This window comes from Pseudomonas sp. BN414 (genome assembly GCF_029871275.1).
Taxonomy (GTDB): Bacteria; Pseudomonadota; Gammaproteobacteria; order Pseudomonadales; family Pseudomonadaceae; genus Metapseudomonas; species Metapseudomonas resinovorans_C.
In genome coordinates this window covers 1-16,023 of record NZ_SSOL01000023.1, presented here as the reverse complement: position 1 = coordinate 16,023, position 16,023 = coordinate 1, and the positions used below count along the sequence as shown (strand labels likewise).

10 protein-coding genes and 3 pseudogenes are annotated in these 16,023 nt (G+C 54.9%); 3 read left to right on the top strand and 10 right to left on the bottom strand.

Annotated features, from left to right (window positions below):
• Window positions 1-20 precede the first annotated feature (20 nt).
• The 3 genes from E8E95_RS02065 to E8E95_RS02055 form a co-directional block, all read right to left on the bottom strand.
• On the bottom strand, window positions 21-1,439 hold the full coding sequence (locus E8E95_RS02065; RefSeq protein WP_280347777.1) for an aldehyde dehydrogenase family protein: 1,419 nt from the start codon (window positions 1,437-1,439) through the stop codon (window positions 21-23).
• Window positions 1,440-1,478: 39 nt separating this feature from the next.
• Entirely contained in the window at window positions 1,479-2,294 is an 816-nt protein-coding gene (locus E8E95_RS02060; protein WP_280347776.1) for a coniferyl-alcohol dehydrogenase, read from the bottom strand.
• An 84-nt stretch (window positions 2,295-2,378) separates the two neighbouring features.
• A complete protein-coding gene (locus E8E95_RS02055) occupies window positions 2,379-4,196 on the bottom strand; it encodes an NAD(P)/FAD-dependent oxidoreductase (RefSeq protein WP_280347775.1) in 1,818 nt (605 codons plus the stop codon).
• Between the two features lie 189 nt (window positions 4,197-4,385).
• On the opposite strand from E8E95_RS02055, the pseudogene E8E95_RS02050 reads away from it, so the two are divergent.
• A pseudogene (locus E8E95_RS02050) lies at window positions 4,386-4,532 on the top strand (transposase domain-containing protein); the annotation flags it as partial.
• Window positions 4,533-4,680: 148 nt separating this feature from the next.
• On the opposite strand, the gene E8E95_RS02045 reads toward E8E95_RS02050, so the two are convergent.
• The 7 genes from E8E95_RS02045 to E8E95_RS02015 all read right to left on the bottom strand — a co-directional run bounded on the left by E8E95_RS02045 (window position 4,681) and on the right by E8E95_RS02015 (window position 14,895).
• Window positions 4,681-5,595, bottom strand: a complete 915-nt coding sequence (locus E8E95_RS02045; RefSeq protein ID WP_280347774.1) for a helix-turn-helix transcriptional regulator — start codon at window positions 5,593-5,595, stop codon at window positions 4,681-4,683.
• Between the two features lie 163 nt (window positions 5,596-5,758).
• On the bottom strand, window positions 5,759-8,179 hold the full coding sequence (locus tag E8E95_RS02040; protein ID WP_280347773.1) for an MMPL family transporter: 2,421 nt from the start codon (window positions 8,177-8,179) through the stop codon (window positions 5,759-5,761).
• 32 nt (window positions 8,180-8,211) lie between these two features.
• Entirely contained in the window at window positions 8,212-9,330 is a 1,119-nt protein-coding gene (locus E8E95_RS02035) for a YCF48-related protein (RefSeq protein WP_280347772.1), read from the bottom strand.
• Between the two features lie 256 nt (window positions 9,331-9,586).
• Window positions 9,587-10,627: an alcohol dehydrogenase catalytic domain-containing protein gene (locus E8E95_RS02030; RefSeq protein ID WP_280347771.1), complete on the bottom strand. Its 1,041-nt coding sequence runs from the start codon at window positions 10,625-10,627 to the stop codon at window positions 9,587-9,589.
• A 59-nt stretch (window positions 10,628-10,686) separates the two neighbouring features.
• On the bottom strand, window positions 10,687-12,027 hold the full coding sequence (locus E8E95_RS02025; RefSeq protein ID WP_280347770.1) for a DUF1329 domain-containing protein: 1,341 nt from the start codon (window positions 12,025-12,027) through the stop codon (window positions 10,687-10,689).
• Between the two features lie 31 nt (window positions 12,028-12,058).
• On the bottom strand, window positions 12,059-13,786 hold the full coding sequence (locus tag E8E95_RS02020) for a DUF1302 family protein (RefSeq protein WP_280347768.1): 1,728 nt from the start codon (window positions 13,784-13,786) through the stop codon (window positions 12,059-12,061).
• 161 nt (window positions 13,787-13,947) lie between these two features.
• Window positions 13,948-14,895 (bottom strand): alpha/beta hydrolase, encoded by a 948-nt coding sequence (locus tag E8E95_RS02015; RefSeq protein WP_280347766.1) that lies wholly within the window; start codon window positions 14,893-14,895, stop codon window positions 13,948-13,950.
• Between the two features lie 218 nt (window positions 14,896-15,113).
• On the opposite strand from E8E95_RS02015, the pseudogene E8E95_RS02010 reads away from it, so the two are divergent.
• Both E8E95_RS02010 and E8E95_RS02000 read left to right on the top strand, forming a co-directional pair.
• Window positions 15,114-15,514 (top strand): annotated as a pseudogene (locus E8E95_RS02010) (CmpA/NrtA family ABC transporter substrate-binding protein); the annotation flags it as partial.
• A 372-nt stretch (window positions 15,515-15,886) separates the two neighbouring features.
• Window positions 15,887-16,023: pseudogene (locus E8E95_RS02000) on the top strand (transcriptional regulator); the annotation flags it as partial.

Below are 16,023 nucleotides of genomic sequence, written 5' to 3'. Positions count from 1 at the left end.
CTCTCCTTCGGGTGATGTAGTCACCCAACCTTGGGAACGAAAACTGCTTTAGGCTGAGTAAAAGCCAAGAGCCCCGATACACTGTTCTCTACGCCGAAGCCGGACTGTTTGTATCCAGCCATTGGCACATCCGGCTGCAACACAAGGTTCTGGTTGATCCACACCGTGCCCACCTCCAAGCGCATAGCGATTGCTTTTGCCTGCTCTATATCGCTGCTCCAGACAGCGGCCGCCAGCCCGAAGTCGCTTTGGTTGACCCGTTCGATCACTTCATCAACTTCGTGGAAGCGCAACAAAGGGAGAATTGGACCAAAGGCTTCTTCTGTGACCACAGGCGCAGTGTCCGGCGGGTTATCAACCAGGGTCAGGGGAAGGAAGTAGCCACTGTCAGGAACTGGAGAACCTTCAAGTAAGATCAGGCCACTCTCGCGGGCCTCGTCACGTAGCTGTCGTACTCGGCGGTATTGCGATAGGTTCTGGACTGGGCCGAAGCGCACATCCGGATTCAATCCATTCCCGACCTTGGCAGCCTTCACCAGAGAATGAAGCTTGTCGCGAAGTACGTCGTATATGCTGTCGTGTATATACAAACGCTTGCAGGCAACACAGATCTGTCCGCTGTTGGTGAATGCACCGTCGAAAAGCGCCTGAGCTACATCGTCAACATTGACATCGGCGAGCACGATCGCTGCATCATTGCCCCCCAACTCCAGCGTCAGACGTTTTAAGTCTTGTGCAGCAGAAGCCATGATGCGTTTACCGGTGGCGGTCGAGCCGGTAAATGCAATCTTGGCGAAGGCCTTATGTCCGGTCATCATTGGGCCCAAGGCATCTCCACCACTGATAATGTTCAGCACACCCGGCGGCAATATCTCTCGGGTAAGTTCACCGATCCGTAGGGTAGTCAGTGGTGTGAATGGGGACGGTTTTAGCACCAACGTGTTGCCAGTAAAGAGCGCGTGGGCGATCTTCCAAGCCCCCAGCATCACCGGATAGTTCCACGGTACGATTCCGCAGACCACACCCAGTGGCTCCTGGTGCACCTCAACTCGATTGAGCGGAGTCTCCAACTGAACTTCGACTGGAAGTTCTAGGAGAGTAATTCCTCTGATCCAAAATGCAGCACCAAGAATTTCATCCCTTGCCAGGGTTAACGGACGTCCTTGTTCAAGTGTCAGGAGGCGAGACAGTTCATCAACGTTATCCTCAAGCACTTTGGCGAAGGTATTGAGCGCTACTTTTCGCTCATCGAGGGACGCCGCTCGCCAGACAAGGAACGCTTGCTGTGCAGCTTGCACCGCTTGTTCCAGTTCTTTCAGGCCAGCATCAGGTACCCGACCAACCACTTCGCCAGTGGCCGGATTTATTACCTCTAGCGCGCGAGCAGTACTTACAGACTCGCCTCCGATGGTGAGTATCGGATTGTAAATTTCAGACATGGAGAGCCTCTTGTAATGTAAAGCGACTGTGCTGGCGACTCAATCCGACAACGGTGGAATCCGCACTTCACCGAGCATCAATCCAGCACCGTATCCACCATCAACATTGATATTGATGGCATTCACGTAAGAGGCGAGCTCAGAACCGAGAAACGCCAGTACCTGCGCTTGTTGGCGGGGAGTGCAGAGTTGCCCACCCCCTTCCCTGATCGCCTGATCAATAGCCGCGTCGGTCATGGTGGCGCGGAAGTCTGCGAGAATCGGCGTATCTACCGGGGACGGACACACTGAGTTGACCCGGACACCACGAGTACACCATGCACTTCGCCCAAGTAGCATCGTGTAAACTTGCAGGCACTCCTTTGAGAAGTTGTAGCCATTTCCAACCAACTCAGATTTTTCCCGCAGCCAGGCCAATTGCTCCTGCCAGTCATCCAGCTGAAGTAGCGATAGAATTTCCGAAAGGTTTGCCGGCCAGCCTATTCCCGCAATGGAGGCGGTATTAACGATGGAACCGCCTTGAGGGATCCGTGGGAGCAACGCTCGAGACAGACGCTGCACGGCGAATAGGTTGACCCCCATAACCTGCTCTACTGGCCTGGTTCCCGGGATACCTGCGTTGTTAAACAGAACGTCAATTCTGGACGGCAGAAGCGGCAATGCCGCGTCAATACTGTCAGGATCACCCAAGTCAACTTCGATAAACTGCGCCACCTCATATGTGGGGCGCCGCACATCTAGTACAGTGATCTGCTCAGCACCAAACGCCTGCAACAGAGGTACCAGAGCCGCACCAATCCCCGAATACGCACCGGTAACTACGATGGACTTACCTGAATAATTAATCGAAGACATCGTTAGACCTCATGTGATAGCCGAATAGGTGAGTTAAACAAAAGGCTGTAGTCACTGTTTCAACGACAGCCTTGCAGCACGCACCTAACGGATATCGAGACCTTTCATTCGACCATCGGCATACCAACTGGCCATTAGTTCAGTGAACTCCAACGAACCGGCGCCACCGCCATAACACTCCACCAGCAAGCCCTTGCGGACGTCGCCCCCCTCACCGTTGTAGTACCCTGGTGTACATTCGGCGACGAAAGCTGCAAAGACTTCGGACTTATCACGGATGGTTTTGACCCATTCGGCCTCGGCCTTGGCGGTGGGCTCAATGCGAGTTGCGTTGTGTTGCTTAAGGTGCGACAGCACCTTCACTACATGGCCAACTTGCTCTTCGAGCATGTCGATGAAGTTGACCTTGTATCCGTTCTGACTAATGCCTAGATGGAAGAAGTTCGGGAAACCATGACTGTAGTAGCCATGAAGCGTGCGCGGCCCTTCGGAGAAATGCTCGCTGAGAGTCTTGCCGCCACTGCCAACGATTTCGAAACCGGCCTTACGCGATTGGCTGGTGCCTACCTCGAAGCCCGTGGCGAACACAATGCAATCAACTTCGTACTCGACCCCATTCACCACCAGCGCGTTTTCGGTGAGGCGTTCGACCCCCTTTCCGTCCGTGTCTACTAGCGTGACATTTGGTCGATTGAAGGTCGGGAGGTAACCATCATTGAACGCTGGACGCTTGCAGGTCTGGCGATACCAGGGTTTCAGCGCGTCCGCAGTGTCAGGTTTGCTCACGATAGATGCTGTGCGCTCGCGGATCTGGTTCATCTTCTTGAAGTCCGCCAGCTCAATGGCCTGCATCAGCTCGTGCGGCGACCCGGCGAAATCTTCCTGGGTCAGGTTGAGAAACAGATCTGTCCAGCCATCCTGCACCAGGTCTTCCGAGGCCTGGGCACCGCATGCAATGGTGTTGAAGTTGTCCATTCGGCGCCGCTGCCAACCTGGTGTAAGGGTTTTCACCCATTCCGGATCGGTCGGCCGATTGCCCCGGGCATCCACAGAGGAGGGCGTACGCTGGACCACATAGAGATGCTGGGCATACTGCCCCAGATGCGGAACCGCCTGAATCGCCGTAGCCCCTGTACCGATCACAGCTACCCGCTTATCCGAAAGCTTGTGCAATCCGCCTTCTGTATTGCCGCCGGTGTATTCGTAGTCCCAGCGGCTGGTATGGAAGGTGTGCCCCTTGAACTTCTGAATACCAGAAATGCCTGGCAACTTTGGCCGATTCAGCGGGCCACCAGACATTACGACATGGCGCGCCCGGATTCGGTCATTGCGGTCAGTTGTGACGATCCAGCGACCAGCGCTCTCATCCCACTGAGCGCCAGAAACCTGAGTTTGAAACAGCGCCACTGGGTACAACTCAAAATGCCTGCCAATACGCTGCGCGTGCTGGAAAATCTCGGGGCCATAGGAATACTTCTCCTTGGGGATGTACCCGGTTTCCTCAAGCAAGGGGAGGTAAATGTAAGCATCGATATCACACTGCACGCCTGGATAGCGATTCCAGTACCAAGCACCACCGAAGTCAGAAGCCTTCTCGACAATTCGGAAGTTGTGCAGCCCTGCCTCGCGAAGACGCGCCGCAGCAATCAAGCCTCCAAATCCACCGCCGACGATGAGCACGTCAACTTCCTCATCCAATGCTTCACGAGTGAAGCCCGGTGAGGCATAGGGATCATCAACGTAGTGACTAAACTCCCCGCCAGTCTCGATGTATTGCTCATTGCCTTCAGGCTTGAGTCGCTTCTCGCGCTCTTGGCGATATTTTTCGCGAAGCGAATCTGGATCAAAGCCGAGTTCTGCGCTGGACAGTTCCACAAGCCTTTTGTGCGTTGCAATAGCCATAATCAATACCCAACGATGTTGTTGTTTTTCGGAGAGACACCCGAGGGCGTTTTCGTTGGGTTAATGGTCGGCTGGCGGACAGAACTTGTCTGTCCCCCTAGCTAGGGACGTCAAGAAGGGTGCTAAAGCGGGGGGGGGAGTATTAGAGGAACCAGGCGTTCTGCGAAAGGCACCAGCCAGCTCAAGTGGGCGGCGGCGATCATGAGCTTGATCCAGTCAGCACGCCTCAACGGGCACGATCCGTATGCCTATCTCAAGGATGTGCTCACACAGCTGCCGACGCAGCGGCCGAGTGAGATCGAGCAATTGCTGCCGCATCAGTGGGAGCCCGCCTAACTCACGCAAGGTGAGTTGGGCAGACGCTTACGAACCGGGTTACGATCGCGAGATTCTTGAGCAAAAAACAAGAACGCCGCGCGCGTTTGTCGCGGCGCCCTAGGGGAATCAGAGAGGAGTGATGACTCGTTGCGTCAATCTTCGGTACTCATTCGACCATTGCAATGCCTTGCAAGGTGGTGAACCACTTACCCAATTCATAAGAGCTACCGATACCCAGACGCTGGTACGCGCGCTTACGGTAGGTCTTCACACTTTCCTCGCCAATCCCCAAATCCAACGCAATACCTGCCGACGACATCCCGTAGATAATCCTGGCGCATACGCTGCGCTCTCGCAGGCTCAAATCGGAGGGCTGCTGGTTGATCAGCAGCTCGATTTCCGACAGCTGCCAAACCCGACCTATACGCTGTCTCTGCCCTAGCACTTCGATGTGTTTGGCCAGAATGCTGATCAGCGAAGAACCAATCCCACTGAGGGAACAGATTTCAAGGTCGCTGATGCTTTCACGACGACGCTCACGCAGGACATGCAGACCATACACGCTTCCGGACTGAAGACCGCTAATGACAAAGCGTTCAGCATTGATTTGACTGTACAGAGTGCGCAATTTTTGGTCTTCGAGTGCCTCAGTGTTGATTCTTGAGACAACCGCCGCCTGCGCTTGGGGGCTGTGCAGCAGCTGCTGGTAGACAGGATCGCCTCGCCAATACTGCTCCTCGACGTAGGTGATGCCCATTTCTAGGATGCGATTTCCTCCGTCAAAGCCAGCAGAGTCATGTTGTATTAGATGGTCGGCACGCTGCTCAAACACCGCGCAATGGTCTGCACCGCAAACATCCTGCAGCACAGTCAGCAGCTTCTCAGGCATACGTGACGTGCCGATCGCGCTGACTAGATCGAGGAATCCGTTAAAGGCAAAAGGATTGGCAGGGGTTGGCTGACGGCCGCGGTTGATTATCGGTCCACCAGGAGTAGCACGCTGAGAGGAATTCGGGAACAGATCCAATATCCTGACAACCGGGCCTGATTTCTGGCGAGACTCCAAGTGAGAACTTCGCATAGGATTCTCCCAAGCGATTGCTTGTAATTCTTATTTTTGCCTGTATCCATCGCGCTGATACGTCCTAGCAATCACCCTACTATGGTACTGGTGGAAAAACTACCACTGAACGTGTGCTGAGCTGGCACGGCTCGGACAGAGCCCGAGCCCGCAGAAAGCCTGCTCAGGTCGCGGAAGCGGCCGTCAAGCTCACAGAGCCCGGCTTGAATACATGCTCGGTACGCAGCAGAAAATGTGACAACGCCGGAATCAAGACCAAGGCCCCAACCATGTTCCAAAGGAACATGAACGTCAGCAGGATGCCCATATCTGCCTGGAACTTTATTGGTGACACGGCCCAGAGCACCACGCCCGCAGCCAGAGTAAGTCCCACGAGCGCCACGACCTTGCCTGTGAAGCGCAAGGCGCGGCTATAGGCCTCACGCAGCGGTACGCCGTTACGCTGGTGCGCCAACTGCACGCTAAGCAGGTACAGCGCGTAGTCCACGCCGATCCCTACACCCAAGGCGATTACCGGCAAGGTAGCAACCTTGATGCCAATATCCAGAAGCACCATTAGCGCCTCACATAGAATCGAGGTCACGATCAGCGGAAGCACCGCCACTATCACTGCGCGCCAACTCCGGAAAGTGATAAAACACAACAGCATCACAGCCAGGTATACAAGCAACAGCATACGGTGATTGGCCTCGGCAACAACAATATTGGTCGCCGCCTCGATACCGGAAGAGCCTGCGGCCAGCAAGAACTGCGCCGGCCCGCCCTCACTAGCAGCAGCGAAGGCCTCGGTAGCCTTGACCACCCGCTGAAGAGTTTCGGCCTTATGATCAGAAAGATAGGCAATTACCGTTCCGACGCTGCGGTCCTCGCTGATCACCTCCGGATTGGCCAGACTGACTTGATTCAGAGCGTCGGAGATTACCGCTGGGTCGCGATTCAGGGTGAACCATTTCAAGTTGCCTTCGAAGAAGCCAGGCGTGGTGCGCCGCACTAAGCTCGCCGCCGCCATTGTGGTCTGGACGCCAGGCGTAGCAAGCAGTAACTGCTCAAGGCGATCCTCCTCGATCAGCGTGGGGAACTGGCCAAGGCCACCATCTGAAGATTTGACGATAACTGCGAACTGATCACTCGACAGGCCAAAATTCTGGGTAATGAACTGGTTATCGCGGTTGTATCGTGAGTCCGCGCGCAACTCCGGCGCACCGGCGTCCAAATCACCAATTTGCAAATCAGTGCGGATGACTAAAGCCACCAGTAACAGCGAAGCCGCTGCCGTTACCGCTAGCAGCGCACCCCGCCGCCCGCAAAAGCCTTCCAGGACGGCGTAGACTCCGCCCTGCTTCGCCTGCGCCTTGAGACTCCGCGCCGCAGCCTTAGGGCTGACGCTCGTGTACGAGAGCAGTATCGGTAACAGTAGCAAGTTGGTGAATACCAGAATGCCGATGCCGATACTGGCGCTGAGCGCCAAATCACGGATCACGGGTATGTCGATCAGGGTCAGAACCGCAAAACCCACGACATCGGCTATCAATGCGGTGACGCCAGCAATGAACAGACGGCGGAAGGTGTATCGGGCAGCCACGTACTTATGGGTGCCACGGCCGATGTCCTCCATAATCCCGTTCATTTTCTGCGCACCATGAGATACACCAATGGCGAACACTAAGAACGGCACCAATATCGAATAGGGATCAGCGACAAACCCCAGGATTTGCATGACGCCTAACTGCCAGACCACTGCCACCACCGAGCACAGCACCACAATCAAGGTGCTACGCACGCAGCGGGTGTAGAGGTAAATAATCAGCAGTGCGATCAATGCCGCACCAGCAAAGAACAGCGTCACCTGAACCAGGCCGTCGATCAGATCCCCCGCCAGCTTCGCGAAACCAATGATGTGGATCTTGATCTGAGCGTTCTCAAGACTGCGGACCTCATGCTCCAACGCTCGGGAAAACGCCGCGTAGTCTAGTGGCTCCCCTGTATGCGGATCGCGCTCCATTAACGGCACCAGGACCAAGCTGGAGCGGCCATCGTTGGCAACCAAGGATCCGACGATACCTGCGCGCTGCACATTTCCACGCAGCTGGGCCAGACTCGCTACAGAACCGTCGTAGCTCTCGGGCATAACCGGACCACCGGTAAAACCCTCTTCGGTGACCTCAGTCCAGCGTACCAGCGGCGTCCACAGCGAACGCATGAAGGCACGGTCGACACCGGGTAACAGGAAGATCCGGTCGTTGATGGTGCGCAAAACTTCCAGGTACGCAGGATCGTAAATATCGCCTTGGGTATTCTCTACTGCGATGCGAACCGAGTCGCCCAGACCACGTAAGGCGTCCTGATTGTTCAAATAATTTTGGATGTAGGGATGGGACTGCGGAATCATTCTCTCGAAGCTAGCATTCATCCGCAGTTGCAGTGCGTTCCAACCCAGCAGCAAACTGATCAACAGACAGACCGAGATGATCGACCGTCGATTGTTGAACACGATACGCTCGATCACATTTCCCGAATGCCGGTTGAAATCCTCAAAACGAGGCACCGTTGGCATAGCATCAGGTTGCTGTTTGTCAGGTCGCATAAGAAAGTCCCACTCAGTTCGGTGCCAATGGTTCAAGGGTTCAGCGGCAGGAGGTAGATGCCCTGCAGGGTGGCAAGCACCGCGCTGCCAGGCAGTAGCCGAGCTCCGGTGTAGGCCTTGGGCGGTACCGTCAGCGAATGAAATGAAAGTCCGGCATCAAGGCTTTCCACCACGTCGCCAGTGGCGCTGACCAGCAGCACTTTTCTTCCGTCGGCGCTGCTGTCACCGTCGCTAATGGAGCCAGTGACTCCACTTTCTACCCGGTTCCAGCTCCGCCCGCTGTCGGCACTGCGCCAGACAGAACCTCGCAAACCAAAAGCCAACAGCACCCCGCTGCCGCCAGTGATGCCGAAGAAACTTCCTTGATATCCAGTGGGCAGTGAAACAAAGCGCCCCTGGCTGCGGTCCAGACGAAACACTGCGCCACGCTCACCGACCAGGTAGAGTTCACCATCGATAGCGCGTACGGCATTGAGGTTCAGAGCCTGAGGGTTATCAATGCGGTCCAGCCAGGGTTTCCAACTCTTGCCGCCGTCAAACGTGGCCACGAGCATGCCGAAGGAACCCAATGCATAGCCCACCATCTCGTTCTCGAACCAAATGCCAAGGTATGGAAGGCTAGGACCGCTGCGGAAGTTTGCCGCCAGTTCGTCCAAGTATCTTTGGTAACCCAGTTGGCCGGCGTCCACGCGGCGCTTGTAATGCTGGATGAACTCGTATTCGGCCTGACGCCCGTCAAGTTGCTTGACCCAGGACTCGCCGCCGTCTTCGCTGTGTAAGATCACTCCATCGTGGCCTGCGGCCCATCCCTTCTGACCGTTGATGAAGTACACAGATGTCAAATCCGAGCTAACCCCAACGGGCGACTGGTGCCAACTGGTACCCTTATCCTCAGAGACCAAGATCATTCCACGCGGCCCCACAGCAACTAGCCGTGTACCCGCTTCGGCCACCGCGAAAGCTGGCTGTGTTTGAGGCGATTGGGAAAATAATGCGGGCTGACTCAATGGATCGCGAAATTGATAATCGGCCGCAAGCAAGGTGGCTGTGCTAAGCAGCAAACCCATAAAAACGCCGCTGCGCAGCCCGAACGAACATGCGCCACGGTGGAACAGGCGCAAAGAAAAGGTATTACCAGGCAGGCTCTTCACTCTACCATCACTCCGGACCATCTGTTGTTCTTGTAATGTGGCGCCGTATTCAAGCGGATCTAGACAAGTCAGTCAGCTTCACAAGCTTCGAACTTGAGCGCCCTTGGTTGGGTAAATCTGCTGCAATCACGATTCACAGCCATCATCTCGTGACCCCAGCTTCAGGCAAGGCACATGATCTGTCTGCCCCCCTGAAGAGGGACACGAAGCACCAAGCAAATCCTCGTACCGAGCCCGCGGACTCAGTTGTGACCCCTTAGGGTCTAAGGACCGCCTTCAATATGCCTTCCTGACGTTCGGCAAAAGCTGTGTAGATTGCGGCGCCTTCTGCCAGAGGAGCGCGATGGGTGATGAAACGATGGGGGTTAAGCCGTCCCTCCCGCACCAGCGGAATCAGCTCGGGCCAGTAACGCGGGACCGAGCAGGTACCAATCGCCAGATTCACGCCACGCAAAAGCACTTCACCAAGTGGAAAGGGGAAGTTGGGTGAAAGGTTGACGCCGATAACCGATACATTTTTCTCTCGTCCGGCCAACTTCAAAGCGTTCGTCAACGCAGGGGTAGTCCCTGCTGCCTCCACAACACAATCCAGCATCTGTCCGGCGGTCGCGTCGCGGATCACCTCAGCTGCAGTCAACGGCTCCAGAGCAATGGCACCCAGAGACTGAGCCCATGCACGCCGTTCCTTCACCGGGTCAATAGCAAACACCCGGGCAGCCCCCATGGCAAAGGCGCCCTCAATAGCCATCAGACCTATAGGACCGAGCCCTACAATAGCCACATCCGCCCCAGGACGAATTGCAGCGTTGCGACAGCCATACCATGCCGTGGCCATACTGTCGGTCAGCATTAACGCCTGCTCGTCACTCAGCCCATCGGGAATAATGCTGCTGTTGAGGTCACCGACTGGCACTCGAACCAGTTGCGCTTGGCAACCCTGTAAAGCCGATCCCAAGCCGTAGCACTGCTGCCGGAAATTCAGGCACTGCAGGACATCGCCCGCCAGGCATTTACGACATTCGCCGCAACCAACCGCCGCTGGCAGCATGACTCGGTCGCCTACCTTTCGGTGACGCACCCCTGAGCCAACTGCCACCACCTCGCCGACAGCTTCGTGCCCCACGCAAAAGCCGCCCGATTCACCTGTAAAGGATTCACCTGCATAAATATGAAGATCGCTACCGCAAATACTGCAGGCACTGACTTGCACAATGACATCCCGATCTTCTTCAATAATCGGGTCAGGCATGTCGGTATAAGTAATTTTCCGAGGCCCGGCATAAACAAGAGCTTTCATTCCTCTCTCCTGATCCCATGAAAGGCCCGCAATGTTACGCGGGCCTTTTTTGTGCAATTTCAACGCACGCCAGATGCCTGAACTGCTTCGGGAGTAAACTCCTTCTCTGCAAACAGCTCTTTTTGAGCCTTGAGGAAATTGCGTTCGTTGCCGCCCAACCAAACCGAGATTGAGTAGTTGTTCTTGATTAAGTCATAAATGATGAACGAATTGCACCATTGAGTACCGGTGTCATACATCAGTACAGGGTTCATCATACCCACACGGTAAAGCTTTCCAGCTTGATCATAGGATTCAGAAGCCAAGATCGCCCAGCTGTCCTCATCCACGTAAAATCGGCGCTTACTGTAAATGTGGCGCTTTCCGGGTTTTAGGTTCGCCTCAAGCACCCATACCCGATGCTTCTCCCAACGCATCCAGTCGGGGCTTATAAAATTCTTGCCGAGAACGGACTCCTTAGTAGCAGATGGTTCGTTCATGCGGTTGTTGTTATAGGGCACAATTATTTCTTTGCGGCCTACAATCTTGAAATCAAAGCGATCCGGACGCCCCTCGAAAAGAGATACTTCGTCATAGACAATTGCCCCTCCCTTGCTGGCTACCGGAGTGTCATAGGCAAACTCCGGAGCTATTCGCACACGTCGCTGACCAGGCGTGTACGAATAAAAGATCTGATTATCCTTGCTGTAGTTCTGCGAGTAGAACCACAGCAACTGCGTGCCGGACTGAGACGCAGGCCCTTGGTAGGTCATGCGAGTTTTCTGCTTATAAGGGCCCTCCAGACTAGTCTTGCGCTGATCATGAACCAGCTTGAGGGTTTTTAGAGAAAGGTCTTCGATGAGGGTCGGCCGACCCGAAGCATCCACCAAGTAACCCCATGCACGAAACTGGAAGGCTGCCGGTTCCGACCGGTTGTAATGATTCCACAGCACTTCATAACCGTTGCTCGGTTTAGGAAACGGCACGGGGCCGTAGGAACCTTCGACACCATCCCCTTCACCTACCAACTTGGCTGAAGTGGCGTTCTTGGCAATCTGCTGAAGCTCCCAGGTCGAATAGCGGTGGGTACGATGGGTCGGGTAAACATCAACTCGATAGCTGGGGAATCGTTTCAGAAGTTCTTTAACGCCGTCAGTGAGGACGTCAGCATACTGGCCCTGGTTACCGTTGCTCACAGAGTACAGCGGCTTTTCGTTGGCAAATGGATCTGGATAGTGCCCGGCCTCGCCGGAAAAGCCCGCCGGTGGCTGAGTGGGCGCATCACTGTAGACAGGAATTGAGCCGTCAGCGTTTGCACCCTTTATTGCGCCCCATGGTGTCAGATCTTCAGCGGCATAAATTGTGCTCGCCTTGAAAATCAGAGTCATGCAAAGAAATGAGTAAATACGGCCTCGGTTCATGGTTAATCCTCGCTCGCGTGAAGGTCGATGGTCAGAAAGTCGCCTGGAATGTCAGCGACACCCAGTCACGGTCGTTGAGCCAGTAATAGCCATTGCCGGACTCGTAATGCTCAGGACCACCGGGCGTATAGGACGCCTGCGAGCCTGGGCGGTAGTAGTAGCCGTTGTAGGCCAGTTTGACTTTGTACTGCCGCTGGATATCGGCACTCAGTCCAACTGAATAGTTCATCGAACCCTGATATCCACTGGATAGGGTCGCGCCATTGCCATATACCCCGTACGTTCCGCTGATCGGTAACGACAGGTCCACTCCAGCGATAGGCTGCAGCCATTGTGGTTCAAATTGGAACGCCAAATTCACCACGTCATCGGTAGAACAGCCGTCCCACTTGCGACGGCACGCAGCAGTACCTTCACCGTTATAGAGCTCCTTATTCTCAGTGACACTCAGCAGGTGACCCCAACTCAACTCAACAAGCGCAGTGCCAGTGTCGTAGAACCGGGTCGGTGTCAGGCCTATGGCCACGTTGGCGATTGCATGCACTGTGTTGCCTCGTGCACCTTCTTTCCCAGAAAGATCGCTGGGTAACGGGCCGGTCGTGGACATCAGAGCTGTGTTTCTGCGGTGAGACAGCTCAAAGCCGAAGCTGTAATCGCCAATCTGCTTGTCGAGGCTCAGCGCAAACATGTCGACGCCCTTGGCGTATGCCAAGTGATAATTCAGACCACCGGTGGATGGGTCCACTCCCAGCAAAGGAGCCCAAGGCTGTGTTTCATCAAAATGCCGGTAGTAAGCCCCAACAGTTCCCCGTAGGAACTCAGGCGACCAGCGCAGGGCCAAGCCAAAATTCCCGTTGTTATCGTCCGGCTCGAAGGCACTGCTTCGCCGTACCAATACTGGCGCTCCCGTGACGGGATCGAACTGGCCCAAAAATGCCTTGTCAGGCCCGTTAAACAAGAAGTCGGCAAAGCCCAAGTAGGTGCCACCTTCAGGTAGTCGATCGTGATCCCAGCCAAAAAAATACTGGGCCGCCAGACTAAGGTCCGGGGTCAACTGAATTTGACCGGCGATCTGCTCCCGAGGCAGGAACAGTTCATTCAATCGAGCACCCGGGTTAGCCAAGGCCTTACCCAGATCAAGAGGAGATTGTGAATAGGAAATACTGTGAAAACCTTGGAAAATCGAGTTACCCCAGTATTGCATTAGCTGGCCGAGCTTAAGGTCCACTCGGTGATCGCCCAAATCAAAACCGCCAAACACGAAGGCATCCAATATTTCAGCGCCTTGCACATAGTTACGCTTCGTGTAAGAGGAGTATCGCCGATTGTCATAGCTTGCCAGTTCGCGGTAAGGCACCCCTGGTATAAAATCACCCGAGGCGGTGGAGGATGAGTTGTCGTACGCGAAGTCCTTCCAGGCAGAAGCACTCACTCGGAAACCGTAGTTTTCCTTGTAGACGGTATCGAACTCGCTAAGAACTGAAATTCGGTTGGTGACCACGTCACCAGCGTCAGAAAAGAGGTTGTCAGATTCGTCGAAATTGACGTTAGTAGCAATGCGTCTATCAGCATCCTTTACGCGGGCACCGATAGTGTACGCAAGAGTGTTATCCCATTTTATTTGTAAATCGGGGTTTGATCCCAACTCAATACCGTGGGCTGAAGCAGCCAGCAACAGAACGCTGGAACCCACAGATATTTTTGCGCCGATTCGCGCTGGAATGGCCAGGTGATCATTACTACTTTTCTGAACGTTCACAGTTACAATACTCCCGACTTTAGTTTTGTTTTTATAATCGGAATCTGATGCAGCCGGCCCTTAACTGCAATTATTTTACAGCGAGCCGCGCACTCGACGCCATTGGCAAGGGTTGAACTTCTTGCAATTCTTCTCACCCACAAATATGGATGAAAAGTTTCTTACGACTTTACGGGTGTGCTCCCCACCACTCTTTTCAGAAATGCGCTTATATCCTTACGTGCTTGAACAGCCTGACGTTGAGCAGGCGCCAGTGAGAAGAACCCATGTACCGTGCCGTCGTAACACAAGAATTCACATGGGGTTCCCGCATCATTGAGACGCCGCGAATAAGTCTTGCCCTCCGCTGTCAATAGGTCGTACTGAGCAGTCAATACCAGTGTTGGCGGCAGACCACGAAGGTCGTCCATGAGCAGTGGTGCAAAACGAGGATCGCGGCGAGTGGCACTGTCAGGCACGTATTGATCAAAGAACCAATTGATGTCCGACAGCCGGAGAAATGGTGGCTCTTCACCAGATAGATGCGGTGAATTGATAAACTCACAGCCGGCAGTGCTGGGATAGAGAAGCAGCTGAGCAGTGATCGATGGCCCCTGACGATCGCGGGCCATAATAGAAACCACCGCAGACAGATTCCCCCCCGCGCTGTCTCCAGCTACCACCAGCGGGAGCGGGGAGCCAAACCAGTGCGGTAAGGCATCACTTACCCAGGTCAGCGCGGCGTAGGCATCGTCAATAGCCGCCGGGAAAGGATGCTCCGGCGCCAATCGATAATCGACTGACACCAATGCTGCTCCAGTGTCCTTTGCCAGCATTCGTAGCGCCGCGTCATGGCTGTCCAGATCCCCAACGGTCCAACCACCACCATGGAAATACAAGATCACTAGTTCAGGATTAACGGCCTGCGGCACGTACAGTCGTAGCCGTAGGTTGCCACCAGGTCCAGCGAAGTCCATGTCTTTCACCTGATGTAACTCAGGCCCCGGGGGCATAGCGGAGACCAAGCTGCCATTAATGCCGCGATACACATCGATTGGCACACTGCCAAGCGCAGGTAGGTGCTCCTCAATCAAACTCAGCAGTGCCGTGACCTCTGGATCAAGCGACATCCGAATCTCTCCCAAGAGCAATTTGCGACAAAAGAAGGCGCTGCATGCCGAATTGAACGTCCTTGGCAGAGCGCCGCCCGAAAGCTTCTTTGGGTTAGGTTCCAGCATGCCGGCATGAGTGTCTGCCCCCCTGACGGGGGACACAGAGGTACGTGCTATGGCCAGTAGGTCTATGGAATATCAGTTTCCCAGGGGCCGACGCGCATGCCCAGGACACCATGTGGCTCTACTACTGTCTGGCCAGCCACGGCATCAACTCGATAGCCGATGTGAAGACATCACCGTGCCGCCGCCGCAGATGGCCGCCAACCTGCACGTCGGCAACATGGACGGCTTCTGCGTCGGCGAGTCCTGTGGTGCATCGGCGATCTTCGACAAGATCGGTTTCACCGCCACCACCACCCAGCAGATCTGGGCGGACCATCCGGAGAAAGTGCTGGGTTGCTCGCGCGACTTCGTCGAGCAGAACCCCGTTACCGCGCGGGCCCTGGTAATGGCTCTGCTCGACGCCAGCCGCATAATCAACGCCAACGATGAGAACAAGTAGGCCACTGCCAAACTCATCGCCGGCAAGGCCTACGTCAACGCCCCGGCGGACGTCATCGAACAGCGCATCCTCTAACTTGAAGTGACCTACAAGTTGGCGAATACTGGCTTACTAACTGACACAAGGCATCGCAGTTTGACTTTATTGGACGCCACCATTGCCCTCTTGCTCGCCGCTCAGATTCACTGTTCGGATAAAGCAATCAAAGCTACGGCGAAACGCTGCGCTCAACGTCTTCCCCGCAGCAAACGGGACGTGATGTTCTCCATCATCGACAGCACCGAACCTCTCAAGCTAGTCAGGTACATAGCTGAGAATTTGGACTGATGGCCTCGAACAACGCGTTCCTTGCAAATTGACCAAGGGCAATGCCCAGCGCCAGAGTAATTTCACGCGAAATCGGTCAACTGCGGTGTCTATTTGCATCACGCTAAGGAGAATGCAATGAGCAAACTGGCCGAATTTAAACGCCTGGAAGCACAGCTCGCGGAACAACTTGCCGCGCTGAACAGCCTCAAGAACGACGCAGAACTCAAGCGCGAAATTGAGTTTGAAACCAAACTCAGAGCGCTTCTCGATGA